The organism is Psychromonas sp. KJ10-5 (assembly GCF_055808325.1).
This window is the reverse complement of record NZ_CM147864.1, coordinates 1,712,048-1,737,252: the sequence shown is the minus strand read 5'-3', so window position 1 is coordinate 1,737,252 and position 25,205 is coordinate 1,712,048. Positions and strand designations below refer to the sequence as shown.

The following is a 25,205-nucleotide window of genomic DNA, read 5'->3' as shown; positions in this document are numbered from 1 at the left end:
TATGCTTACTCCTGCGGTTTTGGTGGACGTTGCCCATTCTGCGGACCACCGTCTGGTGGTCCGCCAGCAGTTCGAACTGTTTCACCGTGCATACAACCGATAAACATATTTTCGCTTGGGCTGGCAGCATGGTAATGATAACCGCGGATTGTGTCCGTTGTTCCTCGACACTCATCAAGCATTTCTTCTTCCCCTTTAGCATTTTTCATCGCATATATAGGGTAACCGTCCATTGCATAACCAATTAAAGGTGCATGCCCATCGTCGGTCGTTTCTGATTTATCGGTACAACCATTTGTCGAGTGGTAATGGTAGCCTTGGTGAGCATTAATATGTCCGCCACAATCATCGAATGCGGCAATGGTATAACTACCTAAAATAGCATCAATGGGGGCTGGGCCAGATAATTCAGCTCCATCTAGTGCAATTCCCACAGTATGTACTCGGCCTGCGGTTTTAGTTGCAGGAATAGGCAAGGTTGGAATTAAGTAAGTTACATTAAAGTCATCGTCAAGGTAAGCGAGTTGGCATTCAATACAATTTTGTTTGTATTGTTCTTCAACGTCTGGCCGAGCAGCACCTAAACAAGCGGCTTTAGTGGCTGTGTAGCGTACTTTGTTAGTTTTTGCATCGTACACCGCCCATTTATCATCTTCATAGTATTCATTTAATTTTAAAATAAACTCACCGGTAATATCGACTAATTCTCCCGAACCTTCTTTACTAAACCATTTCCCGCCATCTTCTGGGCCATCACTAGTGGTTCTTGGACAAAATGGACCTGGCTCTCTACCTGCAGGTGCGCCAGAGGTCACTAATTTGTAACAGGTTGTTTCTGTACCTTCTGCTGTTGTGCAATCGACTATGGTTGGATCTTCAGTAAATGCTCCTTCTTTAAACATTGAAAGGTTGATTCCTTGAGATACTTGATTGACTTTAGCGATTGGAGTTGTTGTTTCTACAGTCGTTGATGTACCAGCATTTACTTCTGTTTCACTGTTACATCCTAGTAAAGTGGCTAATGCACTAAAGGTAACGAGTCCTGTTAATATTCGCTTTTTTGTTAAGCTCATGATGAGATCCTTTTTATTGAGGGCACTGGTTTTGATACTACTTATTCTAGATATGTATGAGTTAATGAAAGGTTAATGTATGCCATTGATAAACCGCTTTTTACCTTGATATCGACAAGGTGATTTTTTGAAAGTTCCTACCTCATAATTTTTAATTATTATGATCATAATAAATGATAATTTTATTCTTGCTGTGAGCCACAGTACTATCACTCGAATGATGTAATCATTAATAGGACTTCAATGAAATTTTTGCATACCATGCTCAGAGTGAGCGACCTTCAACAATCTATCGATTTTTATACCAAGGTATTAGGTATGAAGGTGTTAGAGAAAAGCATCAATGAAGCCTACCGTTACACTTTGGTTTTTGTTGGATATGGTAGCAAAAATAAAGGAGCGAGTATTGAGTTAACCTTTAATTGGGATACCAATGAATATGAATTAGGCAATGCGTTTGGTCATATCGCTTTAGGTGTTGAAGATATTTATGCGGCTTGCGAAAAAATAGAGAGTTTGGGTGGGAAAGTGACACGCGAACCAGGACCAGTAAAAGGTGGAACTACCCATATTGCCTTTATTACTGATCCAGATGGATACCAGATAGAGTTAATCCAATTAGGTTAATGTAGAGGAGTTATAAGATGAAAGAAGCATTATTTCAAAGTATACAATTAGGTAAATTTACCTTAAAAAATCGTATTGTTATGCCACCAATGACCCGCTCTCGTTCTACCCAGCCGGGTAACATTGCAAATGATATTATGGCTGAATATTACGCACAACGCGCAGGTGCTGGTTTAATTGTCAGCGAAGGAACACAAATTTCGACACTGGGGCAAGGCTACGCTTGGACACCAGGTATATACAGTAAAGCACAAATTGCAGGATGGAAAAAAGTAACCGATGCAGTACACAGCAAGGGCGGTGTCATGTTTGCACAACTTTGGCATGTGGGCCGTGTGACACATACAGATAATACTCAAGGTGTGCAGCCCATTTCATCATCTGCGTTAGCAGCAGAAAATGTGAAAGTGTTTGTGGACAATGGTATTGGTGAGCCGGGGTTTGTTGATGTTGTTGAGCCACGTGAAATGACCAAAGCAGATATTCAAGAGGTGATTGAACAATATCGTCAAGCAGCATTAAATGCACTTGAAGCTGGTTTTGATGGAATTGAATTGCACGCAGCTAATGGTTATTTAATTAACCAGTTTATCGATTCAAATGCGAATAACCGTACAGATGAATATGGCGGCAGTATTGAAAACAGATTACGTTTCCTAGGTGAAGTCGTTGCCGCTATGGTTGAAGCGATTGGTGCCGATCGAGTCGGCGTTCGTTTAGCACCTTTTACGTCGTTAAATGGTACGGTTGATGAAACACCTGTAGAAACGTATGTTGCAGCCGCCGCATTATTAAACCAACATAAAGTGGTTTATATCCATATTGCGGAAGTCGATTGGGATGATGCACCAGAAACACCACTAGCCTTTAAGGAAGGTGTTAGAGAGGCATATCAAGGTATATTAATTTATGCAGGACGTTATGACGAAAATAAAGCTGAGCAAGCTATACAAGATGGTTTAGCAGATATGATTGGTTTTGGTCGCCCATTTGTGGCTAATCCAGATTTACCAAATCGTATTAAACAGGGGTACCCATTAGCAGAGCATAATCCAGATACCCTATTTGGTGGTGCTGAAGTTGGCTTAACAGATTACCCTGAATATAGTGCTTAGTATCAAAATAATATAATGATAAGTATTTCGTTTTAAAGCATAATGCGCTCTTATAAAGTGAACCATGTAAAAGCAACCTTGCAATTTTGTTAGGTTGCTTTTGTGTTTTTATTTATCACATTTTTATTAACGAACGTATCAAGCTTATTGTTTAAAGCAAATATGTTAATTAATTTCATTGGTCATTATCATAAAAGAGAAAATTATGCGTGGAGAAATCCATTTAGTCTTAGCTACCTTACTCGCTGGCATCGGTTGGATCGCCTCAAAACTTGTAATAACAGGCATACCTGGCGACCTTTTTATTGCTACTCGTTTCTTAATTGCTAGTTTTATTCTACTGCCTTTTTGTTATAAAAGTGTCTTCCGTTTAAGTTTACAACAAGTGCTTTCGGTGTGTGGTGTTGGGTTAATGCTCACCGTGGGTATACAGGTCTGGATCTACGCAGTTTCTATTACTAATAGCCTTTCAGAAGGGGCATTTATCATGAGTTTAGCGATGATAATTGCGCCATTTACTGCTTGGATATTTTTTAGAGAAAAACCCAACAGGGCGTTTTGGATCGCGTTACCGATTGCGGTTGTTGGTATGATGTTACTAACCTTGGCAAATGGGTGGCAAGTAGAAAGCAGTCAATGGTGCTTTCTACTCTCATCGGCACTTTTCTCTGTGCATTTTATCTTTAATAAACGTGTTGTTACCAATACAGTTAAACCTTTAGTCTCTATCTATCTGCAGTTGCTTACGGTAGGTTGTGTCAGTTTCATTTATGTATTGTTAACTCAAGAAATTGAATATCAGTTAAATAATACCGTGATTTTTTGGTTTATCGTCTCGACTTTAATTGCTACATCGATTCGTTACCTTTTCCAAAGTGTTGGACAGTTTTCAGTAAAGATTGAAACAGCGGCACTGATTATGATTTTAGAGCCGATTTGGACATTATTATTAAGTATAAGTATGCTAGGTGAAGAGGTTAAATTGCAAAAACTATTAGGTGCTGCGGTGATTTTCTTATCTTTATTTGTTTATGTAAAATTATCTCGAAGATAGTCCCTCATTGATAACGCTGACCACCTCGCCCTCGAATATTATCGTTCTAGGGCGAGGTGAATCATAGGTTAAGCTTTACCTTGCTTAGCGCTACGTGACCAATAACCTGCTAATAGAGAGCCACTAATATTATGCCACACAGAGAAAATTGTACCTGCAATAGCAGCTGTTGGTGCGAAAAACTTCATGGCTAATGCCGCCGCTAACCCTGAGTTTTGTAAACCCACTTCGAAGGCGATAGTACGACACACCTTTTCTTCAAAGCCTAGTTTTTTGGTAATAAAGTAACCAGCCAGTAAACCAAATGAGTTATGTAATATAACGGCTATCGCTACCATTGGCCCTACAGCAATCAAGTTATTAACATTTAGAGCTACTACTATCGCGATGATCACCACAATTGCAGCCATCGAGATAAGCGGCAAGGTTGGTGCAATAAAGCTAATCGGCTTATGTAGGAAAGTGTTAATTACAACGCCTAATACCACCGGAATTAGCACAATTTTAATTAAGCTGATGATCATACCGGCGACAGGGATATCAATTGCTTTTCCTGCTAGTAATTCAACTAATAGTGGTGTGAAGATAACACCTAATAAGGTGCTGATAGCTGTCATCGAGATTGATAAAGCAACGTCACCTTTGGCTAAAAAACACATCACGTTACTACTTGTACCACCTGCAACAGCACCAACAAGCACTAAACCAACGGTTAGGTTAGCATCAAAATTGAGTAGAATGGCGATTGCTAAGGCGACGATTGGCATGACTGTAAATTGTAATATTACACCCACAGTGACGGCTTTGATGTTTTTGCTGACTTGTGCAAAATCTTTAGCTGTTAAGGTTAAGCCCATTGCTAACATAATAAGTGTTAACAATGGCACAATGTAAGCCTTTAAGGCGATAAATAAGCTAGGTTGAAAGAAGGCTAACACAGATAATGTGATAGCCCAGATTGGAAATAAGTTGGTTATTGTTACGATCATAATGATTCCGATTTTACGTCACTGATACTAATTAACTGACCTATTTTACTTGTTAAAATAACTTATTTTTTCGTTGTAAGTTTGGTTAATTCTTTCACTTACACCTTAAACTAAGTCATTTTTTCTATGTAAAATGTAGAGCACTTATTTAATATAGTTGGTATTAGATATTTTTAAGGACAGTGAGAATAAACAGTTGATTTTAAATATGCAATAAAGGCTTTCTTAATATGCGCTTTAAAAAGACAAAAAAGAAGTGGAGCCACCTAAGAAAAGGGTAAAGTGGCTGTCTAATAGGCTGATTCGAAATATTAAGAAGAGATTCAATGTCAGTTATTGAGCACTAAAACTAATATCTCCATAATAAGATTCAGCCTGTCTGCCGCTATTATCGGTATCCGTCATGATCGCTATGACATCAATATAACGGTAAGCTTTTTGATTCTTTTGTTCACTGCCTTTATCCCCAAATTGATCGATTAGATCTTGATAAACGTTGCGTTTTTCTTGGTACCATTGGTTGATATTGTCTTGTTCGCCGCGCACAGCAATCATTCTTACCCTATCGCCTATAAAGGCGTTATTCCATACTGTTCCTTGTGCTTGATTACTGGACCAAACATAACTTAGACATTTGCTACTCCAAACTGCAAAACCACCATCGATCACCACATAGATTCTAGCGACATAATCGTCGCCCGGTTTTGTTTGCTCATTTAATCCAGAAAGCTTAGAGGTAGTGAGCCAATCCCACTGTATGTAAGGTGTTTTGAGTAGATCAACACGTTTCTTTAACACTAGCCCGGAAGCACTGTTATTACTTTCTGCTTTAAGTACTGTGCGTTGCCCATATTTTACAATGTTATAGGTTGATTGGCCTTCAAAGGATTCCTCTTCCCAGTTCGCTAGGCCATTATTAGCAAATGCACTGATTTCCGTTGCTGCAGTAGCCTGTAAACTTATCAAAAAACAAAATAGTAATAATGTTATGCGCATGTTATTTCTCTTTGATTGACAGCTGAGTTTGCATCATAGCGCTCTATAAAGTCATAGTGCAATGTGCTTTTACCGCAATGATAATCTATTGATTAATACGCGATATTGTCTTTGTAATTTTAATTTAATTGCTCATTGAAAGGTGATTGAATGTGAAAGAGGAGAGTGCTAAGTAGGGAAATGCTAAACAGAAAGGCACTAAATAGAGGGGTAAAATGCCTCTTCAACAACAAGAGGCATCTTAATTTATGAGGTAAGCATAGATTGGTTTTTGCGACTCAGTTGAAAGTAACTTAGCCCCCACATGATAAATCCACCTAAGAATAGGGCTGCTGCTACATACCCTGTTTGATTTGGTTGGGCACCTTGTGCAATGGCCATTCCACCAACCCAAGGACCAATTGCATTGGCAACATTAAAGGCACATTGTACCAGAGCACCAATCATCGCATGACCATCCGGAGAAACATCCATTAGTAGGGTTTGAATTAACGTTGCTAATCCGATACTGCAACCAATTAAGAAGATCACCGCATATAATTGCCAGATGTTATGACTTGCGCCCACATACATCAGAGCAAAAATTATGGTAAATACTAGGCTTAATCCTGTTGCTTTTATCGCTGAGCCATCGGCAGCTTTTCCTAAAAAGTAATTACCGATAGTACAACCAATACCAAACATTACCATGGCAATAGAAATAGTATAGGCAGGGCTATGCGTGACATCCAAGATAGTGTCAGCAATATAAGTATAGATACAGAATACGCCACCAAATCCAACAATCACTATGCCTAGAATCGACCACACTAACTTGTCTTTTAATACACTCAACTCATTAAGTAGATTAGAAGGTTTATTGTTGTCCATATTGGGTACTACAAAGTACACCAAGATCAGGGCGATCAAAGATAATACCGATGCGCCTGCTAAACAGTATCGCCAACTTAAATTCTGTCCAATTAACGTCACTAATGGCACACCAACAATAGTGGCTATGGTTAATCCCATAAATATTTTAGACATAAAAGTAGCACGCAGGCCTTTGGGGGCAATATCTGCAGCAAACAGTATTGCAGCTCCAAAATAGGCTCCGTGTGGTAAGCCACTTAAAAATCGGAATAAGATGAGTTGATTTAAAGAGGTTGAAAGAGCACTTAATCCATTGGCTATAAACATTAAGCTTAAGAAAATAAGCAATGCTTTACGTTTTCGCATATTAGCCGTGGTAAGCATTAAAACTGGTGCACCTACCACAACCCCCATCGCGTAGGCACTGATTGCGTGTCCTGATTGTGTGGGAGTCACATTAAAAGTATCACTGATTAAAGGCAACATCGGCATCATAGAGAATTCGGTTAGCCCTAGTATAAAAGTGCCGAGCGCGAGAACTATCATAATAGTAACTCGGTTAATAGGTTGTGCTACGTGGCCTGAGGTCATCATTTTCCTTGTGTCACAAGTATGGTCTTCGAGCAAATCGACTTATACATACAAGTGATAAATATCATTATTTTATAAAAGTAAATAGTAATTGGAAATGTGACCTTAGTCACCTTAATTTTTGGGTGTTTAATCAGGGCAAGCTATTTAAATTTGCTAACGGTCAAATTGTTGGAAAAGTAATCTGTTTTTCATTAATCATCACATTTTTCATCTTAAATCAGTAGGCTTTCTTTGATTTTAATCTACACTTAAGGGGTAATTATTATATTTATAAATGATCTTGGCTTGTGATTTTGCTGTATTAATTGTTGCCACGTTTTATTCTAGTGTCATCAAGTGATTAATAGAAGCGTAGCAACTAGATTTTTCATTCACATTGGAGGTGATTGATATGCAGAAATTTTTTATTGCAATAATCATGATGTTTTTATCGAGCAATATCTTGGCAGAAGGAAAGGTATTAAAGCTCGGTGTTGTTCCTCAGCAATCAGCTTCTAGCTTAGCTAAAGTTTGGTTGCCATTAACTCTCTCTTTATCTGAGAAAACCGGGTATCAAATTCGTTTCGCTACTGCCCCTAATATTCCCGAATTTGAAAGGCGAGTTGCGGCGGGTGAATACGATATTACTTACTTAAACCCTTATCATTATACCGTGTTTAGTAAATCTATCGGTCTACGTGCGATTGCTCGTCAAAAAGACAAACGTATTCATGGCATTATGGTGGTACGTAAAGACAGTGATATTTCGGATTTATCGATGTTATCAGGTGTTGAAGTGGCTTTTCCTGCTCCCGCAGCCTTTGCTGCAACCGTTTTACCGCAAGCACATCTTCGCCTAGAAGGCGTTTCATTTATGCCTCAATATGTTTCATCTCATGATTCTGTTTACAGTGGCGTTGTAAAAGGTTTATTTCTTGCCGGTGGTGGGATTGACCGTACTTTATCTACTTTCCCTAAGGCGCAGTCAGACCAATTAAAAGTTATATGGCGCTCTAAAGGTTATACACCACACGCATTTGCTGTTTCTGAGGAGTTAAGTGATGAAGAAACTGAACGTATCCAAAGCGCATTGTTATCGTTAAATAGTCAACCAGAAGGCATGGAAATATTGACCGGATTAGGGTTCAAGACTGGGTTAATGAAAAGTGAAGACAGTGATTGGAATGATGTTCGTGCTTTAGAAATTGACTTGCTCAAGTAAGTAGAGAAACGACTTATATGCTGAACTTTAAATTCTCTTTTAAAATGAAAACGATTTTCGGTATTGCTATTATCGAAACATTCTTTCTGTTTATATTAGTACTGAATAGCCGGTCTATTCTATACGAAACAATTGAATTAGATATTAAAGATCAAGCGAGTAATATCTCTACTCTGTTAGCGACTGCATCTGTAGATGCAGTGGTATCTCAAGATATTGCGACACTAGACTCTATTTTAAATTCCACTATTAACACTTCCAAAATATTGTATATTCGAGTTGTAGGGCTCGATGGAGTTTTAGCTGAAGTTGGAAACCAACATTTTTTAAACCAGCCTTTTAAAGAAGACAACTCGATTGTTGATAGTGAAAGCGATGGGACTTACGACGCTTATGCCAATATCATGATCGATGGATATCAGTTTGGTCGGGTTGAGATTGGGTTATCTATCGAAGAGCAGCAATCGATCATCGATCAAGCAACGAATCACCTTTCTACGATTGCATTTGTTGAAATGTTATTCGTTGCCCTGTTTTCATTGTTATTAGGTGTTGCGTTAACCAAGCGATTAACAGTGTTGCAGGAAGCTACATTAAAAGTGTCACAGGGGGAGACTGGGTTACAAATACCGATTGAAGGCAGTGATGAAGTAACAGATGCCTCCAATGCATTCAATCTGATGTCTAAAAAAATAGGCCAAGTCACCCAAAAATTAAAATCCGATAATTCTCGTATGGATACGGTAATGAATACGGTCACCGATGGTATTTTTATGGTAAGTATCGAAGGTGATATCCATTCAATGAATCGCTCTGCTTATCGATTGTTTGGACTTGAAGAAAGCTTAATAGTGACGCAGAGTATTTTTGATTTTATTCCCGAGTTTAATTTGAATGGCATTATTAATTCACAAGAAAAGCATATACAAAATGTAGAAGGTCTTACCTTAAAGGGTAAGCATGTTGCACTTGAAATACATTGTAATCAGATGGAGTTCAATAATCAGCAATATATTGTTGGTGTCATTCGTGATAAAACTGAAATTAATCGTCTTCAATATGAGCTTCAAGCTGTATTTAATTTGAGCCCGAATGGTTTTTTGATATTAGCTAATGACCTAAGTATCTCTTATGTTAACCCTGCGTTTTATTCTATGTTTTCTATTGCACCTGAACGTTGCTTTCTAGGTGGAAATAATTGGGCTTGTTTTACTGATTTAATAGATAATTCTATCGATTATTCTCACCATAAAGATTTGTCATTATTGGATGAATTATTAACTGAAAATATTTTATATTTAAAATCCCCTGTTGAGAAAGTGTTAACTATTTCTCGCCAGAAAATCGATATAGCTGACCCAGATTCTTCGGATATTCTTTTCTTTGTTGATATCACCCATTTAACCATTGTCGATAAGATGAAAAGTGAATTTTTGACTACTGCAGCTCACGAGTTACGGACACCTTTAGTAAGTATTTGTGGTTTCTCGGAGTTGTTACTAGCTCGAGATTACGATAAAAGTACTGCACATGAAATGTATAGCATTATTCATCGCCAATCACTTCACTTGAAATACTTATTAGATGAGTTGTTGGATTTATCTCGGATTGAGGCGAGGGCTGGCAAGGGTTTTAATATTTCTATACAAGATATTGAAGCTGTTATTAAAGAATCTTGCGTGGAAGTTGAAGGCGCCTTTAAAGGGCGAAAAGCCATTATTAATCCTGCTGTAGCATGGCCAACTGCGCTCGCTTTTGATATTGATAAAATACGCCAAGTTTTAAGAAACCTATTGAGTAATGCGTTTAAGTATTCATCTAAAGATATCACCTTAGTAACTCATTTAAAGGAAGAGCAAGGTAAGACGTTCTTTGGCATAAGCATTATTGATAGAGGCATTGGTATGACGCCGCAACAGTTATCGCGTTTGGGTGAACGTTTTTATCGTGCCGATGATTCTGGTGCAACGCCAGGTAGTGGTTTAGGGGTTTCTTTAGTTAATGAAATTGTCTCTATCCATGGTGGAAAAACCGAATATAGCAGTGAAAGTGGGCAGGGTATGACAGCAACCTTCTGGTTACCACTGACAGTCCATAAATTTAATAAGGAGTAACTAATGAATAAAAAAAGGGTGCTTATTGTCGATGATCAAGGTGAGTTGCGAAAGTTGGTACGTATGACATTAGAGTTTGGTGGCTATGAACTTCATGAAGCGGGTTACGGTGAACGGGCATTGGAGCTAGCAGCAGTTATTCAACCTGATTTAGTTATTTTAGATGTCATGATGCCTGGTGAGATTGATGGTTATCAAGTCTGTGAAAAACTAAAAAGTGGTTCATATGAAAAGGTACCTTACGTGATCTTGTTAACCGCAAAAGGTCAAAGTTCTGATCTACAAGAGGGCAATCGTGTCGGTGCTGATGATTATTTAATTAAACCATTTAGCCCATTACAACTGATTGATACGGTTAAATTAGCATTGCAATAATGGTGTTAATTTGATTATAGGAGGACCTATGTCTGTTAAATATAGCATTGATACTAGTGTTAATTCATTAGTCAATAAACTTGATTTTACTTTATCTTCACTTGAGCCATATCATCATGCATTGAATACGTTAAAAGCTGAAAATGCGGCATTACAATCACAGTTATTTCGATATGCGGAGGATTTTCAAAAGCTATTAAGTGATCGTAATTTAGCCGAAGAAAGTGAAAATGAGAAAAACGCCGCCTATAAACAATTAGAAAGGTTCAATCAAGACTTTATGATTTTGTTAGAGCAAAAAGAGAAGTCTTATCGTGCTCTAGAGTCTTCACACTTAGATACTATTAGGCGATTAGCTACTGCCGCCGAGTTTAAAGACGATGATACAGGCGTTCATATTGTAAGGATGAGTCGGTTTTCAGCCATGATTGCTGATGCTTATGGTCAAAATAATGAGTATTGTAATTTGCTTGAACAAGCCAGCCCAATGCATGATATCGGCAAGATCGGCGTGCCTGATAGCATTCTTAAAAAATCAGGGGTGTTAACGCCTGAAGAATGGGTTGTTATGCGTAAGCATCCAGAATATGGTGCAAATATACTCAGTGGATCCGATGTCCCTGTTTTAAAAATGGCAGAAGAAGTTGCTCTTGCGCACCATGAGAAATACGATGGTTCTGGTTATCCTTCGCAACTTAAAGGAGAAGAGATTCCTTTAAGTGGGCGCATTGTCGCTTTAGCTGACTTTTTTGATGCTTTGACAATGGATAGATGTTACCGAGCTGCTTTTTCTGATCAAAAAGCATTAGCAATGGTTGAAGAAGGCAAAGGAACACATTTTGATCCGAAAGTAGTTGATGCATTTTTCTCTGTCAGCGATAAAATAATTGAAGAGCGAGAAAGAATTAATGAAGCTAACAAGACGAATTAAATTGCAATGTTTGAAGCGGTATAGACTCTACTTTCAGTCATCTAACGACAGTATCTAATTGGTTTCTCATTATTTATTTTATGTGATTATGAGTGATTACTTTAATTGCCCAAGGATATTGTATTCGGTCAATTGTGTTGTTATCGACCCATGATTTGATTTTTAACATTTATGGTTAATTTTTTAAATACTTTCTCTACCAATAGCATACCTATCGACATGCTTATTATAAAACATAATAAGTATAAAGACCCGCTTCCTATGCTGGTTAATGCTGGACCCGGACATAAGCCCACTAATCCCCATCCCATGCCAAATAAAGTCGCACCTAATACTAGTTTTCTATCGACAGCGGTATTTGTTGACCAATTCATTTTATCGCCATTCAGTGCATGAGTTCGTTTTTTAATCATTAAGTGATAGCAAGGTGCAAAGACGACTAATGCACCTAAGATAACAAACGCTAAACTTGGATCCCATTGCCCTGTTATATTTAAAAAACCAATCACTTTAGCTGGATCAATCATGTTGGAAACTATCATTCCGGTACCAAATAGTAGGCCTGAAATTGATGCAGACAGTAATTTTAACATTAGTGACTCTCTCTATTATCTGAATAATACAACAATAATGGCACTACTAATAAATATACAGGTAGCGAAGATAGAACGTTTTGATAGGCGTGCAATACCTATAATGCCGTGTCCACTTGTACAACCATTTCCAAGTTTTGTCCCTATACCCACTAATAAACCAGCGATGGTATACAAGACTATAGAGGGAGTGATTAACGAAGAAGAAGGTAGTGTAGGTGATAAAATAAAGAAACTGATCACCATACCGCCAATAAAAAGCAGACGCCATAAAAAGTCTTTTTTATGAGGTTGCAAGAGACCACTAAAAATGCCACTTATACCTGCCACTTTACCAGAAAATAGCAATAAAATAACTGCTGAGCATCCTAGTAAAGCTCCACCTGCTAGGGATGACCAGGGTGTAAAATTTTCCATAATAGGCCTTTCTTCTTGCTTATATTCTACGTTAATTGGTTATTCTTCGGAGACTAATGTTGGACAGAAGGCTTGTTGCATTGCCTTAAGTAAAATATTAACTCTTTCATCTGCTAAAGAATAAAAAACGGCTTGTGCTTCTTTTCGAATGCTTACCAGCTTATTTTTTCTCAATACAGTTAAGTGTTGTGAAAAAGCTGATTGGCTTAATTTTGTATGTTCGCGTAACTCTGCTACGCCCATCTCACCTTCAGACAATAAACATAAAACCACCATACGATCTTTATGAGCCATTACTTTAAGTAGCTCACTCGCTTCTCCGGCATTTTCATGAATCAGTGCTAATTTGTTGTGCATATAAACTCCTTGGGATAACTGGGAGCACATTATACTCATTAGTGGCCATTTTTATTGGTAAAGGCGGTTTTTTTAGTGCTTTAGTAAATAAAAATAAACTCTTACAGGTTACTCACTCTCTGTAAAAAATCTAAAAATGAGTTGGTCGCTAATATCATTATTACGACACTGTTTATTATCTTAGCAATATAAATTAGATTGATCTACATTAATTAAATCTAAATTAGGTTTTTCTATATTAGTTTTACCTAATTTTGTTTGTTATGCTCTCGTATGAATCGTTCATTATTGGTTATTTGATCAATTGTTACGTTTAAATATGCCATTTTGTATTTAGCATTTGTATTGGGAGGTTTTATGTCTAAAAAAATATTAATTGTTGGTGGTGTTGCTGGTGGCGCTTCTGCTGCCGCGCGAGCTCGTCGACTAGACGAACAGGCTGAGATTATTATGTTGGAGCGTGGCGCTTATATCTCATTTGCGAACTGTGGTTTGCCATATTATATTGGCGGCGAAATAACCTCGCGTGATGCATTAATTTTGCAAACACCGGAAAGTTTTAAAAGTCGTTTTAATGTTGATATTCGTGTGCAACATGAAGTGTTGTCTATAGACAAACGGACTAAAACAATCACAGTTAAGAACCTTGTTACTGATATTGAATATGTAGAGTCCTATGATGCGCTTATTTTAAGCCCTGGAGCGAGTCCTTTTGTGCCTAATATTGATGGAGTCGATAATCACTTAACCCATCGCTTACGTACTTTGCCAGATATGGATGTGATAATGACTTCTATAGAGGCTCATAAACCACAACATGCAACAGTATGTGGTGGTGGTTTCATTGGATTGGAGGTAGTAGAAGCACTGCGTCATCGGGGCATAAAGGTGACTTTAGTAGAGTTTGCGCCACAGGTGATGAGCACAGTAGATATTGAAATGGCGAATATGTTACATAATGAATTAATCGCACAGGATGTTACTTTACTACTAGGAAAAGCCTTACAACAAGTTAAACCCTGTAACACTAGTGATACTTCGTTAACTCTAGTATTAAATGATCAGACACAATTAACCACAAATTTGTTAATTATGGCTGTAGGTGTTAAACCTGAAACATCATTAGCCGTTGATGCAGGACTTACTATTGGTGCGTTAGGTGGAATTCAAGTGGATGAATTTATGTGTACCAGTGATCCATCAATATATGCCGTTGGTGATGCGATAGAAACGCCTGATTATGTTACTGGTGATGCAGTGCTCGCGCCATTAGCAGGCCCTGCAAACCGACAAGGGCGATTAGCGGCGAATAACATATTTGGTGCAAAGGAGCATTACTCAAAAACACAAGCAACGGCTATTTGTAAAGTCTTTGATCTAGTTGTGGCGAGTACAGGTTTGAATGAAAAGACGTTATTACGTAAACATATCCCTTATCAAAAAATATATGTGCATACCGCGAATCATGCTGGGTACTATCCTGGTGCTCACCCTGTTAGCTTAAAGTTATTATTTTCACCAGAAAAAGGAGAAATATTAGGTGCGCAAGCTGTCGGCAAAGAGGGAGTTGATAAACGAATTGATGTTATCTCTGTTGCACAACGTGCTGGTATGACGGTATTTGATTTACAAGATCTTGAGTTATGTTATGCGCCTCCATTTGGTTCCGCACGTGATGTCGTCAATCAAGCTGGGTTAGTTGCTTCGAATGTGATTAAAGGTGAAGAAATTGTTTTTCATAGTGATTTTTTAAGCAAGGGTTCTGAACAATATTTGTTAGTAGATGTGCGTGGTGAAGGTGAAGTTGCTAACTCTGGCATGATACCTGGTGCTATTAATATTCCTCTTGATCAACTTCGACAATCGTTAGCTAAATTATCAAAAGATGAAGAGTTATTGGTTTATTGCCAAGTAGGGTTACGTGGTCATGTTGCATCATGTTTGCTAACTAATTTAGGGTATAAAGTGAGAAATATGAGTGGCGGTTATAAAACCTGGCTATTAGCCAATCAAGGGTTATAAGCACAGTTGTTCTCAGTTTATTTATCAAGCATTGAGTCAATAATAGAATGACTCAATGCTTGTATTGATAATTATGAATTTAACTTTTCTTTGGCTGCTTCAACCTTAGCAAAATCTAACCCTAGCTCATCTGTTGCTTCTTTAATCAGCTCTGGATTTGCCATGATTGTTGCCATTAATTGCTTTAATTGCTCTGGTGGAATACCTAGTTGTTGCACTAAACCGAGTGCCATCATCGGGTTGTCAGTAAGTGCTTCAAATAACGAGGCGATCTTTTGGTCGCTAACATTGTGTTTTTTAAGAATAGCTAAAATTGGGTTCATGGGAGACCTTTCTATTTGGTGAATCTGTTATAGCCTATTTAACAGGCGTAATATAGTAGATGAGCTATTATTCAACGAGTCAAATCACTTTACCAGTTATTTCACTATTTACTCACATACTATGCATCTTTTAGGGTTAAAAAGTAATAACCTGGAAATTTGTAAATGACACTTTTAATACCTAAGAATAGGATCTTAAAGCTTTATTCTTTGTGTTTTTACGGCTATCTGTAAAGGCTAACATTTATCCGTGTTATGCTATATTTTTTACGCTTAATGATCTCCTATTTGTATTTTTAGTGATATAGTTTCTTAAAAAATCTATCATTCTTGTTAAATATCAATTGTTAGCATATTTATTACTAGCATACTTAGCAACAAGGAAAAGGTTGCTAAACTCATGATTAGTTAGCCAAGGAAATGATCATTTTATTATGGGTGGGATATGTCTTCTTATGTAGCGCGACAACCGATTGTCGATATAGATAAAAAAACCGTTGCTTTTGAGTTATTGTACCGAGATGGGGAAGAGAATTCGTTTCCTGATGTCAGTGCAGATTACGCAACTAAAAGTATACTGGTTAATCAAATACTCGTTCATCAAAAACGTATTCTTGATGAGAAAACTGGGTTTGTAAATTTTGGTTACGATAGTCTTTTAGAACGCCTGCCATTTGATTTTCCACACAAAAACTACGTTATTGAAATATTAGAAAACTGCCCACCTAGTGAGGAGTTGTTTAATATAGTTGTTGAGCTTAAACAGAAAGGTTATACCGTTGCACTAGATGACTTTGTACCTAGTAAAGAATGGCGTCGTTTTTATCCTTATATCGATATTATCAAGTTCGATATTACTACCTACCCGTTAAATAAAGCAGCGGAATATTTAAAGAAGCTGGCAATTTACGATATCAAGTTCTTAGCTGAAAAAGTAGAAACTTATGATGAGTTTAATCAAGCTAAAAGTGCCGGTTTTGAGCTATTTCAAGGGTACTTTTTTAGTAAGCCTGAGATTATTCAAAGTAAAATTTTAGATTCTACGGTGAGTTCAAAAATTCAGTTGTCAGTTGCTATTTCACAGGAAGAATTAGACCTTGTTTTAATAGAAAATATCATTGCAAGTAATCCTGGCTTGTCTTTTAAACTGTTAAACTTTGTTAATGAATATTCAATGTTAAGGTCTCCTATAAAATCGCTGCAACAAGCATTAGTTTATCTCGGAGAAGATAGAGTTCGTAAATTTATCACCTTTGCCGTTATCAAAACATTAAATTCTGATAAGCCTTCTATATTAAGTAATATGTCACTGCAACGTGCAAAATTCTTTGAAATGTTATTGTCTTCAATGGGGTTAGAGCATAAAAAAGAGTTAGGCTATTTATGTGGGATGTTATCAATCATTGATGCGTTGTTGGATGCTGATATGGAAGCTATTTTAACTCCGCTTAATATCAATCAAGAGATAAAAGATGCGTTGTTAGGAGGTGAGGGGATCTTGAATAAGCTCATTAAACTAGCCGAAGCTGTTGAAATATCTGATTGGAAGACAATTGATCAATTAACGAAAGTATTGGGTATTACTGAATCACAAGTTATTAACTCTTCTGTTGAATCTACTCTTTGGGCTGATGAAATATCTGCCTGATCCTCATACCGATTATGTGCATTAACTAATCGGTATTATTAAATCTCTGTTAACTGATTGATTAAATGTTCATCTTTGATATTGTTGTTAGGCTTTACTATAAGCACTGTAGTCAACTATCCACCGTAAATATGGAATGATTGTACTTAACATGATGTTAAGACGATGGTATTTGTAGGTTTTTTAATTTAACTAAAATTAATGGAGATTTTCATGAAAGTGCTATCAGGACTTGCATTATTTCTTACTTTTTTATCACCAAATGTTTGGGCTCAATGGGACTTATCCAATGAAGACTCTCAACTTAATTTTGTAACAGTAAAAAGTTTGAAAATAGGTGAAGTTCATCGCTTTGAACATTTAATGGGGTCGATTAGCGATACCGGCCAAGTGACTTTAAGTATTGATTTAGATAGTGTTGAAACCAATATTGGTATTCGAAACGATAGAATTAAAAAAGAGTTGTTTGAAACAGACTGCTTTTTAAAAGCGACAGCTAGTGGTTTTATTAATGTTAATAAACTGGGTCGATTGGAAGTTGGCGATACCTATAAAGAGTCGGTGCAACTTACCTTGTCTTTCCATGGTATTGCGCATAAAGTCATTAATGAAGTGCAAGTGACCAAACTTAATAATAACAAACTATTAGTCACATCATTAATGCCGGTAGTACTTAATGCAAGTAACTATGGTATGACTGAGGGGGTTGAAAAGCTGAGAGCATTAGCTGGGCTACCTTCAATCAGTGATGCAGTACCAGTTACTTTTAGTTTGATCTTCAATCCTTGACACGTTCTTAGGTCTATTACATCCATCACTCTCAATGATTAACTCAAAGTAAATGGGTATCATTAATGATCGGTAATATGTAAGCAAATTGAATATTACTGATAGTCGTTAAACTAAATATATTCACTTATCTTCACTATTTTAAGGAGTCATATAAGATGCATTCATCATTAACAGCGGGTTCATTGTTTCCTAAACTAATGGTTACTGACCTAGACGAAAATACCATTGAATTAGGTAAAATATCAGCTAATGCCGATTGGAAAATGGTTGTTGTTTATCGCGGAAAACATTGTCCATTATGTACAAAATATCTTAATTTATTAGAAACTTATAAAGAAAAAATAGAAGCGAATGGCGTTGAAATTGTTGCCGTATCTGCAGACAGCAAAGCACAACTAACAGAGCACTTGTCAGCCTTAGAAGTCTCTTTTCCTGTTTATTACGGTTTAACTATAGAGCAGATGCAGTCGTTAGGTTTATATATTTCTAACCCTCGCTCAGAGAAAGAGACCGACCATCAATTTGCAGAACCTGGCATGTTCGTTATTAATGAAAAAGGACAGGTACAAGTCATTGATATTTCTAATGGCCCATTGGCGCGTCCTGAAATAGGCACATTAGCGGCAGGCTTAGAGTTTATTAAATCACCGGAAAATGATTATCCTATCCGCGGGACTTACCAATAAACCATTAGCTTTCAGGTAAACAGTATTAATGTTTACCTGAAACTGTTAGGTAATTAAGGGACTTAGTCGTTAATAAGAGTTAATAAAATGGAATTAAATGTTTGGTTAGTTTATATCAGTGTAATCAGTTTATTGCTATTTAGTCCCGGTCCCTCTGCTATTTTGTGTATTTCAGACGGTGTTAAATTTGGTTATAAAAAAGCAATTCCAACCATTTTAGGTGGCGCATTATCAGCGTTAATTTTGATGACTATCTCTGCTATAGGGTTAGGTGCGGTGTTGGCCGCTTCTGAGACCTTATTTTTAGTGATTAAATTACTTGGTGCAATCTACCTTGTTTATTTAGGTTGGAGTGCGTGGCGGGAAGGTGCGATTAAACTACCTGAGACCCAGATGAATACACCTGTTTTAGCAACTTACGCCGCCCATAAGTTATTTAAAAAAAGTTTTATGGTTGGGATCAGTAACCCTAAAGATCTGTTATTTTTTATTGCTTTGTTCCCTAGTTTCATGAGCTCAGAAGCACCTCAATTGCCGCAGTACATTATTTTAGCCAGTACTTGGTTTTGTCTCGAATACTTGTTTATGTCTATTTATACCGGTTTAGGTGCAAAAATGGCACCGTTGTTTACTAACCCTCGTCCAATGCGTTGGATAAATCGTATTTTAGGCAGTGTATTTATTAGTTTAGGCAGCATGTTGGCTATTTCAGCATTATTAGGCAGAAAGTGATAAATCTTATTTATGTTAGTTAAGGAAAAATGTGTCAAAAGAAATAGATAAATTAGCTTGGTTATTGGTACATGACGGTAAGTTATTAGTTGCTCGATCACATAACAAATCTTTGTTTTATTTACCCGGTGGAAAGCGTGAATCAGGGGAGTCTGATCAGCAAGCTTTAAGCCGTGAGGTAAACGAAGAGTTATCGGTTAACCTGATTAGCAATAGCATTGATTACGCAGGTACATTTAGTGCAGTGGCAGATGGTCAACGAGAGCCTGCTACCGTTAAACTTACTTGTTACTTTGCGAAGTTCGCAGGGGAATTAAAGGCTAGTGCAGAAATAGCCGAAATTAAATGGTTAACTTATCAGGATAAAGCACTTTGTTCAGAAGGGGCGATTCAGGTATTAGAATGGCTTAAAAAGAAAGGGTTAATATAATTGTTATAACCCTTGAATTGATTTTAAGTAAGCGACAGGTAGCCATTACCTGTCACGTCATTAGACATCTTTATCCAGTTTAATATCACGTCCGCCTAGATAGCCAAACACACCCGATAAAAGGCACGTAATAGCGCATAACCAAATAGTTGTTGTCCAGTTTTCAAAATAAGCGTGTAGCATACCTGTGAACATTGGCCCTATCGCAGCTAAGCTATAACCTACACATTGTGCCATGCCAGATAGAGATGCTGCCTGCTGCGAGTGATTTGTGCGATAACTAATATAGGACAATCCAAGAATAAATATAGCTCCAGAAGAAAAGCCTATAAAAATAGACCAAATTAATGCCGCACTTGGTAAATACAATAAACCTAAGAAGCAGATAAAACCAATCAGCGCTAAAGAGATAGCTAAAATACGTTGATCTTTTAGCTTTGCTAGTAAGGGGATCAAAACAAGTCCGGGCGTTGCCGTTGCTAATTGGAAGGTCCCATGTAAAACACCTGCTTGTTGTGCTGAATAGCCGCCATCCATTAGGATGTTTGGCAACCAGGCGATAATGATGTAAGTAAAAAATGAATTTAGGCCTAAGCATAAAGTGATTTGCCAAGCTAAGGCATGATGCCATATTTTACTATTTGGCGCGGACGCTAAAATATCTTTGATCGGTTTTGTATGTAGTTTTAATTGTGGCAACCAGACAATTATACTTGCTAAAGTCATGACGCCATAACAAGATAAGGCAACAGCCCAACCGATATTTTTAAAAGTAGCTAATGGAATAATTAACGCTGAATAACTCCCTGCAAATATACCCATGGCCAGTACATAGGCAGAGGTCATCAATGCAACTTTATGTGGGAAGTCACGTTTAATTAAACTCGGCAACAACACATTACCAATCGCAATACCGACACCAATAATCGCAGTACCAATATAAAGGATAAATACAGAGTCAATAAGGCGAGAGCTTAAGCCTATACCAATCAATATTAAGGCAATAAATAGTGATATTTCTAAGCCTTGCTTCTTGGCTAAATTAGCGGCAACCGGAGAGGCAAGGGCAAAGGCTACTAGTGGTAAGGTTGTTAACATTCCAGCCTGTGAAGAGTTAAGTCCAAAATATATAATGATTTGATCTAATACTGGGCCAATACTGGTGACTGGACCACGTAAGTTAGCAGCTATTAGCAATATACCTAAAACTAAAATAGAAGTGGCAAAACGAGAACGTGTGGGCATGGGCAATGACATAGTAAGCTCAGGTAATAAAAAAGAACCAGGATAATAGCAGATAGGCATAGTTAATCGTATGATCTTCATACTTTTTATTGATTTATTTTTAGGTAATAAAATAGATACTTGTTGAGATTAAATTTTACATGTCTTATTAGCTTCGCTTCAGGTAAGATCTTGCCTATTTTTATCCATAATACTCAGCAAGTGATCGTGATGATTCTGTTGAATACAAGTTATTTCAAAGCATATGATTGAAGTAACCTTATAAATCTTTAATAGGAATAACATGTTAATTGTTGATTACCAAAGTAAAAGCTACTTCCGTTTTTTAAGTAATTTGCCGCAAATTGCACTGCATAAAACGCGTTTTTTAATTACCTTTAATGGTGGAGATGAATCTCAACTTTCTGATTTTAACAAAGCACTAACCTCTGAAACGAATAGTGGCATACAAAGTAATAATGTCATTGAACAAAAAGCATCTGAAGAAGAGGTTGCTGCGCTATTTTCTCAAGCACGTGATACGCGAGATATATTAATTTTTGAAAAGGCAGATCGTTTGTTCGATAAAAAAACAGCTGTGAAAGCATCGCATGAGCGTGATAACGGCTTTGATTTAAACAATCTATTTAAGCAGATAGCTAAACATAACGGTATTATCGTACTAGCACCTCAACACAAACAAATTTTAAGTGCTTCTATGTCAACAAAAATGGACGTAATGATTCGTTTTAAATAAATGACATAGCAATGACAATGAGCATATTTGATAGTTCATTGTCACAGATATTTCAATCTCTAACGAACAGTATTACTAAGTGTCTGCGATAACAGCATAAGTTCCAGTGGCATAGGCAACTAACACTTCTTTTTCATCGAATAATTCAATGGTCACAAATGTGGTTGTTCTGCCTTGTCGCTTAACACTTGCCGATGCTAATAAATACTTTCCTAATGCAGGCTTTAAGTAGTTAATTTTAATTTCCATGGTAACTGCGGTAAAGCCTGCATCTAAGTTGGAAACAGCTGCATACCATCCCGTATTGTCCATTAATGTAGAAATAACTCCCCCATGAACAAACCCTTTATGCTGAAGGTGATAAGGCTCAACATATAATTCAACGTTTGCTTGGCCATGCGTAAAATCTTTAAGTTTAGCGCCAGTGTGCTCTAAAAAAGGGAAGTAGATCTCTTTCATTAATAGTTCCTTAAGAAACATTAGATTTATTTGTAATATATTGTTTGCTAGATAACTAGCGAATCAGGTGAGATATCTTTTAGTTATCTCGGACAGGTAATCAACAACACAGGTAATCTTTCACTGGTATTAATATACATTATTCAGGCATTGTATAAGGTGAGAAATTGATTACAACTAATTGTTGTTTAGAGAAAAATAACTTAATTGAATGCTCGGTAAGTTTCAAATAGTTTACTTTGCCGAGTTACTTTAATAAGCTTGAAATCTCTATCTTAAACTAAGTTATTTTTAAGTATTATGGATAAAATCAATACTGGATGTTATTGTTTCAATATATCAAAATTAACACTTAAGTATTAATTTCAGTGTTTAAGTTGCTATAGTCTAAGGGCTTGATTTTTTATTTAGGATTATTTATGAATAAACCAGATATTCCGAGTAATGAAAAACAACGTTTGGCCATGCTTAGGTCTTTGGAAGTATTAGACACATTGGCAGAAGAGCGTTTTGATCGCATTACTCGACTTGCTAAACGTTTGTTTGATGTACCGATTGCTTTAGTGAGCCTAATAGATGAAAACCGTCAATGGTTTAAGTCATGTATTGGACTTGACGTTAATGAAAGTCCGCGCGAAACTTCTTTTTGTGGTCATGCGATTTTAGGTGATGATGTATTCGTTATTCCAGCTGCAAGTGAAGATTTGCGTTTTTATGATAGCCCGTTAGTCGTTGATGAACCTAAAGTAGAGTTTTATGCTGGTTGTCCTTTAGCGATCAATGGGTTCAGATTAGGAACAATGTGTATTGCCGATCATCAAGCACGTGAATTCAGCAAAGAAGATTGTGATATTTTAAAAGATTTAGCGAAAACAGTTGAGTTAGAGTTATCTGCTATGCAAATGGCGACTCATGATGACTTAACTGGATTATTGAATCGCCGTGGTTTTCTTTCTTTAGCACAAAACTCTCTAAACCTATGCAATAGAAACGAACTCCCAGCGTCTTTAGCTTATCTTGATTTAGATCGTTTTAAAGCCATTAATGACAATTTTGGACACGCAGTTGGTGATCAAGTAATAAATATTTTTGCAAAGTTACTCGGGGATACATTTCGTTCTTCAGATGTGATTGGACGTTTAGGAGGCGATGAATTTGTGGTGCTATTTAGTAATACTGATGCGGATAATGCTGAGCAGTTAATGTCAACTTTAGCAATGTCTTTAAAGGTTGAACTTGATAATAATAATGTAGACTTAGATGTTTGTTTTTCATTTGGTATTACTGAGTATGAGGTAGAAAAACATCGAGATATACAAGCTCTATTATCTGATGCAGATAAAGCCATGTATAAATTTAAGCATAAGGAATAAAACGAGAAAAATAACTAAGTGGTTAAAGGTACTAACCACATTAACTAGCTTATCGACTCAGGCGTTAGTATTATTTACTTAACCAATCGATTTTTCAGTGAAAAGTTCTGGCACGATAGAAGTATAAGCAAAAGATTTATGTTGTTTTATCTCGTCTAATGATAACCCCTGAAGCTCATAGGGAAACACTACCCAATCATCTGTAGCGTGTATAAAATAATCAGGCCCAGTGGCATCTTCAGCTAATGTTTTTTTCTTCCATACGGTGGCAATACGTACATCCTCAGGCATATTGCGCTTGAGCCTTGCTTTTAATTCATTGATAACCGCATCTGCATTTTTTCCTGAGCGATACATATCATCAACTATCAGTAGTTTATCTTCAGCATTAAGCTTTTTAACCAAGTAGGTAAGACCATGAACATGAATCGGGTGATCTCCTTTTGCTTGCTGGTGATAACTATCGAAACCACCGTAAGAGGTGCGGATTGATATATGATCAGTATGTACACCTAATGTTTGTAAACACTCTTGTACATAAATACCCACAGAACTACCGCCTCTCCATAAGCCCACAATGAACGTTGGTTTAAAGTCACTGGCAATAATTTGTGTTGCTAATTGGAAGGATTCCTCGATTAAGGTGTCTTCATCTAAAAATATTTTTTCGTCGTATTTAGCCAAGAAATCACCCATATATTATGATATGTTTAAAGGAATTTAATCAAAAAATTAGAACATAAAGTCACTTTATATTCAATCATTAGTGGCATTATCTTTAACTAGATTTGGAAGTCATATGGCAGAAAAACAATATTTAACCGCACAGAATTTATTAGAAGACTCTTATGCATTAGCTCGGCAAATATTGGATAGTGATTTTAAACCTACCTTTATTGTTGCCATATGGCGTGGTGGAGCACCTATTGGGATTGCTGTCCAAGAATTTTTAGCAGTACACGGTATTGATTCTGACCATATTGCTATTCGTACTTCTTCTTATGCTGCGGCGATTGACCAGCAGCAAAAAGAGGTTAAAGTGCATGGTTTAAATTATCTGGTTAAAAACCTTGAACATCATGATCGCTTATTATTAGTCGATGATGTTTATGATACGGGGCGTTCAATTGAGGCTATTATCCAAGAGTTACAACGTAAAACACGATTAAATATGCCAGAAGATGTGCGCGTTGCAGTACCTTATTTTAAGCCTTCACGTAATCAAACCAATAGAGTACCTGATTATTATCTACACGAAACCGATGCTTGGTTAAAGTACCCTCATTCTTTAGAAGGCTTATCGGCTGAAGATATTGCAGTTAAACGTCCACGTTTATATGAAATTATTAAAGACTTTTTGCCTACTGAAAAATAAGTAACGTTGGCAATATTTATAATGAAGAGCGGGCTTCCTGTACGCTCTTTTTGTTTTTCCTAGATAGATCTCAATAAAGAGGCGACTATTCAACCG

At 36.9% G+C, this 25,205-nt stretch carries 27 protein-coding genes; 16 read left to right on the top strand and 11 right to left on the bottom strand.

The features are described 5' to 3' along the window. Positions 1–5: 5 nt before the first annotated feature. A complete protein-coding gene (locus AC0L3W_RS07725; protein ID WP_409439241.1) occupies positions 6–1,073 on the bottom strand; it encodes a YHYH protein in 1,068 nt (355 codons plus the stop codon). 243 nt (positions 1,074–1,316) lie between these two features. Between AC0L3W_RS07725 and gloA the strand changes: the two genes are divergently transcribed. The 3 genes from gloA to AC0L3W_RS07710 all read left to right on the top strand — a co-directional run bounded on the left by gloA (position 1,317) and on the right by AC0L3W_RS07710 (position 3,869). After that, positions 1,317–1,700 carry a lactoylglutathione lyase gene (gene gloA, locus AC0L3W_RS07720; RefSeq protein WP_290039694.1) on the top strand — a complete coding sequence of 128 codons (384 nt, stop codon included), beginning with the start codon at positions 1,317–1,319 and terminating at the stop codon, positions 1,698–1,700. 17 nt (positions 1,701–1,717) lie between these two features. After that, on the top strand, positions 1,718–2,815 hold the full coding sequence (locus AC0L3W_RS07715; protein ID WP_290039693.1) for an alkene reductase: 1,098 nt from the start codon (positions 1,718–1,720) through the stop codon (positions 2,813–2,815). 205 nt (positions 2,816–3,020) lie between these two features. Next, positions 3,021–3,869 (top strand): DMT family transporter, encoded by an 849-nt coding sequence (locus tag AC0L3W_RS07710; protein ID WP_409439242.1) that lies wholly within the window; start codon positions 3,021–3,023, stop codon positions 3,867–3,869. A gap of 68 nt (positions 3,870–3,937) precedes the next feature. Here AC0L3W_RS07710 and AC0L3W_RS07705 read toward each other — a convergent pair whose 3' ends face one another. The 3 genes from AC0L3W_RS07705 to AC0L3W_RS07695 all read right to left on the bottom strand — a co-directional run bounded on the left by AC0L3W_RS07705 (position 3,938) and on the right by AC0L3W_RS07695 (position 7,300). Next, complete coding sequence (locus AC0L3W_RS07705) at positions 3,938–4,858, bottom strand: bile acid:sodium symporter family protein (RefSeq protein WP_409439243.1); 921 nt, start codon at positions 4,856–4,858, stop codon at positions 3,938–3,940. 333 nt (positions 4,859–5,191) lie between these two features. Further along, the gene (locus tag AC0L3W_RS07700) at positions 5,192–5,854 is read right to left on the bottom strand and encodes a DUF3047 domain-containing protein (RefSeq protein ID WP_409439244.1); all 663 of its coding nucleotides are present in this window, start codon (positions 5,852–5,854) and stop codon (positions 5,192–5,194) included. A 246-nt stretch (positions 5,855–6,100) separates the two neighbouring features. Next, the gene (locus AC0L3W_RS07695; RefSeq protein ID WP_290039689.1) at positions 6,101–7,300 is read right to left on the bottom strand and encodes an MFS transporter; all 1,200 of its coding nucleotides are present in this window, start codon (positions 7,298–7,300) and stop codon (positions 6,101–6,103) included. A 391-nt stretch (positions 7,301–7,691) separates the two neighbouring features. Here AC0L3W_RS07695 and AC0L3W_RS07690 point away from each other — a divergent pair, with 391 nt between their 5' ends. The 4 genes from AC0L3W_RS07690 to AC0L3W_RS07675 are packed head-to-tail and all read left to right on the top strand — an operon-like array spanning position 7,692 to position 11,921. Continuing rightward, the gene (locus AC0L3W_RS07690; RefSeq protein ID WP_409439245.1) at positions 7,692–8,501 is read left to right on the top strand and encodes a phosphate/phosphite/phosphonate ABC transporter substrate-binding protein; all 810 of its coding nucleotides are present in this window, start codon (positions 7,692–7,694) and stop codon (positions 8,499–8,501) included. A gap of 17 nt (positions 8,502–8,518) precedes the next feature. Continuing rightward, positions 8,519–10,615, top strand: coding sequence for an ATP-binding protein (locus tag AC0L3W_RS07685; RefSeq protein WP_409439246.1), 2,097 nt, complete (start codon positions 8,519–8,521; stop codon positions 10,613–10,615). Between the two features lie 3 nt (positions 10,616–10,618). Next, positions 10,619–10,990 (top strand): response regulator transcription factor, encoded by a 372-nt coding sequence (locus AC0L3W_RS07680; protein WP_290039686.1) that lies wholly within the window; start codon positions 10,619–10,621, stop codon positions 10,988–10,990. 28 nt (positions 10,991–11,018) lie between these two features. Then, positions 11,019–11,921: an HD-GYP domain-containing protein gene (locus tag AC0L3W_RS07675; RefSeq protein WP_290039685.1), complete on the top strand. Its 903-nt coding sequence runs from the start codon at positions 11,019–11,021 to the stop codon at positions 11,919–11,921. A 140-nt stretch (positions 11,922–12,061) separates the two neighbouring features. Here the strand turns inward: AC0L3W_RS07675 and AC0L3W_RS07670 are convergent, their stop codons facing one another. The 3 genes from AC0L3W_RS07670 to AC0L3W_RS07660 are packed head-to-tail and all read right to left on the bottom strand — an operon-like array spanning position 12,062 to position 13,288. Continuing rightward, positions 12,062–12,514, bottom strand: a complete 453-nt coding sequence (locus tag AC0L3W_RS07670; protein ID WP_290039684.1) for a YeeE/YedE family protein — start codon at positions 12,512–12,514, stop codon at positions 12,062–12,064. Between the two features lie 15 nt (positions 12,515–12,529). Further along, positions 12,530–12,931 carry a YeeE/YedE family protein gene (locus AC0L3W_RS07665; RefSeq protein WP_290039683.1) on the bottom strand — a complete coding sequence of 134 codons (402 nt, stop codon included), beginning with the start codon at positions 12,929–12,931 and terminating at the stop codon, positions 12,530–12,532. Between the two features lie 39 nt (positions 12,932–12,970). Beyond that, entirely contained in the window at positions 12,971–13,288 is a 318-nt protein-coding gene (locus tag AC0L3W_RS07660; RefSeq protein WP_409439247.1) for an ArsR/SmtB family transcription factor, read from the bottom strand. Positions 13,289–13,645: 357 nt separating this feature from the next. On the opposite strand from AC0L3W_RS07660, the gene AC0L3W_RS07655 reads away from it, so the two are divergent. Continuing rightward, a complete protein-coding gene (locus AC0L3W_RS07655) occupies positions 13,646–15,310 on the top strand; it encodes an FAD-dependent oxidoreductase (protein ID WP_409439248.1) in 1,665 nt (554 codons plus the stop codon). Positions 15,311–15,381: 71 nt separating this feature from the next. Here the strand turns inward: AC0L3W_RS07655 and AC0L3W_RS07650 are convergent, their stop codons facing one another. Then, on the bottom strand, positions 15,382–15,633 hold the full coding sequence (locus AC0L3W_RS07650) for a DUF2999 family protein (RefSeq protein WP_290039680.1): 252 nt from the start codon (positions 15,631–15,633) through the stop codon (positions 15,382–15,384). A 445-nt stretch (positions 15,634–16,078) separates the two neighbouring features. On the opposite strand from AC0L3W_RS07650, the gene AC0L3W_RS07645 reads away from it, so the two are divergent. The 5 genes from AC0L3W_RS07645 to AC0L3W_RS07625 all read left to right on the top strand — a co-directional run bounded on the left by AC0L3W_RS07645 (position 16,079) and on the right by AC0L3W_RS07625 (position 19,921). Continuing rightward, positions 16,079–17,281 (top strand): EAL and HDOD domain-containing protein, encoded by a 1,203-nt coding sequence (locus tag AC0L3W_RS07645; RefSeq protein ID WP_409439249.1) that lies wholly within the window; start codon positions 16,079–16,081, stop codon positions 17,279–17,281. A gap of 213 nt (positions 17,282–17,494) precedes the next feature. Then, positions 17,495–18,070, top strand: coding sequence for a YceI family protein (locus AC0L3W_RS07640; protein WP_409439250.1), 576 nt, complete (start codon positions 17,495–17,497; stop codon positions 18,068–18,070). A 158-nt stretch (positions 18,071–18,228) separates the two neighbouring features. Continuing rightward, the gene (locus AC0L3W_RS07635; RefSeq protein ID WP_290039677.1) at positions 18,229–18,759 is read left to right on the top strand and encodes a redoxin domain-containing protein; all 531 of its coding nucleotides are present in this window, start codon (positions 18,229–18,231) and stop codon (positions 18,757–18,759) included. Between the two features lie 87 nt (positions 18,760–18,846). Further along, the gene (locus tag AC0L3W_RS07630; protein WP_290039676.1) at positions 18,847–19,491 is read left to right on the top strand and encodes a LysE family translocator; all 645 of its coding nucleotides are present in this window, start codon (positions 18,847–18,849) and stop codon (positions 19,489–19,491) included. 31 nt (positions 19,492–19,522) lie between these two features. Then, on the top strand, positions 19,523–19,921 hold the full coding sequence (locus AC0L3W_RS07625; RefSeq protein ID WP_290039675.1) for an NUDIX hydrolase: 399 nt from the start codon (positions 19,523–19,525) through the stop codon (positions 19,919–19,921). A 60-nt stretch (positions 19,922–19,981) separates the two neighbouring features. Here the strand turns inward: AC0L3W_RS07625 and AC0L3W_RS07620 are convergent, their stop codons facing one another. After that, positions 19,982–21,178, bottom strand: a complete 1,197-nt coding sequence (locus AC0L3W_RS07620) for an MFS transporter (RefSeq protein ID WP_409440414.1) — start codon at positions 21,176–21,178, stop codon at positions 19,982–19,984. Positions 21,179–21,449: 271 nt separating this feature from the next. Between AC0L3W_RS07620 and AC0L3W_RS07615 the strand changes: the two genes are divergently transcribed. Further along, positions 21,450–21,902 carry a hypothetical protein gene (locus AC0L3W_RS07615; protein WP_290039674.1) on the top strand — a complete coding sequence of 151 codons (453 nt, stop codon included), beginning with the start codon at positions 21,450–21,452 and terminating at the stop codon, positions 21,900–21,902. Between the two features lie 75 nt (positions 21,903–21,977). Here AC0L3W_RS07615 and AC0L3W_RS07610 read toward each other — a convergent pair whose 3' ends face one another. After that, positions 21,978–22,361, bottom strand: a complete 384-nt coding sequence (locus AC0L3W_RS07610) for a PaaI family thioesterase (RefSeq protein WP_290039673.1) — start codon at positions 22,359–22,361, stop codon at positions 21,978–21,980. Between the two features lie 419 nt (positions 22,362–22,780). Between AC0L3W_RS07610 and AC0L3W_RS07605 the strand changes: the two genes are divergently transcribed. Further along, positions 22,781–23,734: a sensor domain-containing diguanylate cyclase gene (locus tag AC0L3W_RS07605; protein ID WP_290039672.1), complete on the top strand. Its 954-nt coding sequence runs from the start codon at positions 22,781–22,783 to the stop codon at positions 23,732–23,734. Positions 23,735–23,812: 78 nt separating this feature from the next. On the opposite strand, the gene AC0L3W_RS07600 is transcribed toward AC0L3W_RS07605, so the two are convergent. Next, the gene (locus AC0L3W_RS07600) at positions 23,813–24,418 is read right to left on the bottom strand and encodes a phosphoribosyltransferase (protein WP_409439251.1); all 606 of its coding nucleotides are present in this window, start codon (positions 24,416–24,418) and stop codon (positions 23,813–23,815) included. 115 nt (positions 24,419–24,533) lie between these two features. Here AC0L3W_RS07600 and AC0L3W_RS07595 point away from each other — a divergent pair, with 115 nt between their 5' ends. Beyond that, a complete protein-coding gene (locus AC0L3W_RS07595) occupies positions 24,534–25,109 on the top strand; it encodes a phosphoribosyltransferase (protein ID WP_409439252.1) in 576 nt (191 codons plus the stop codon). Positions 25,110–25,205 lie beyond the last annotated feature (96 nt).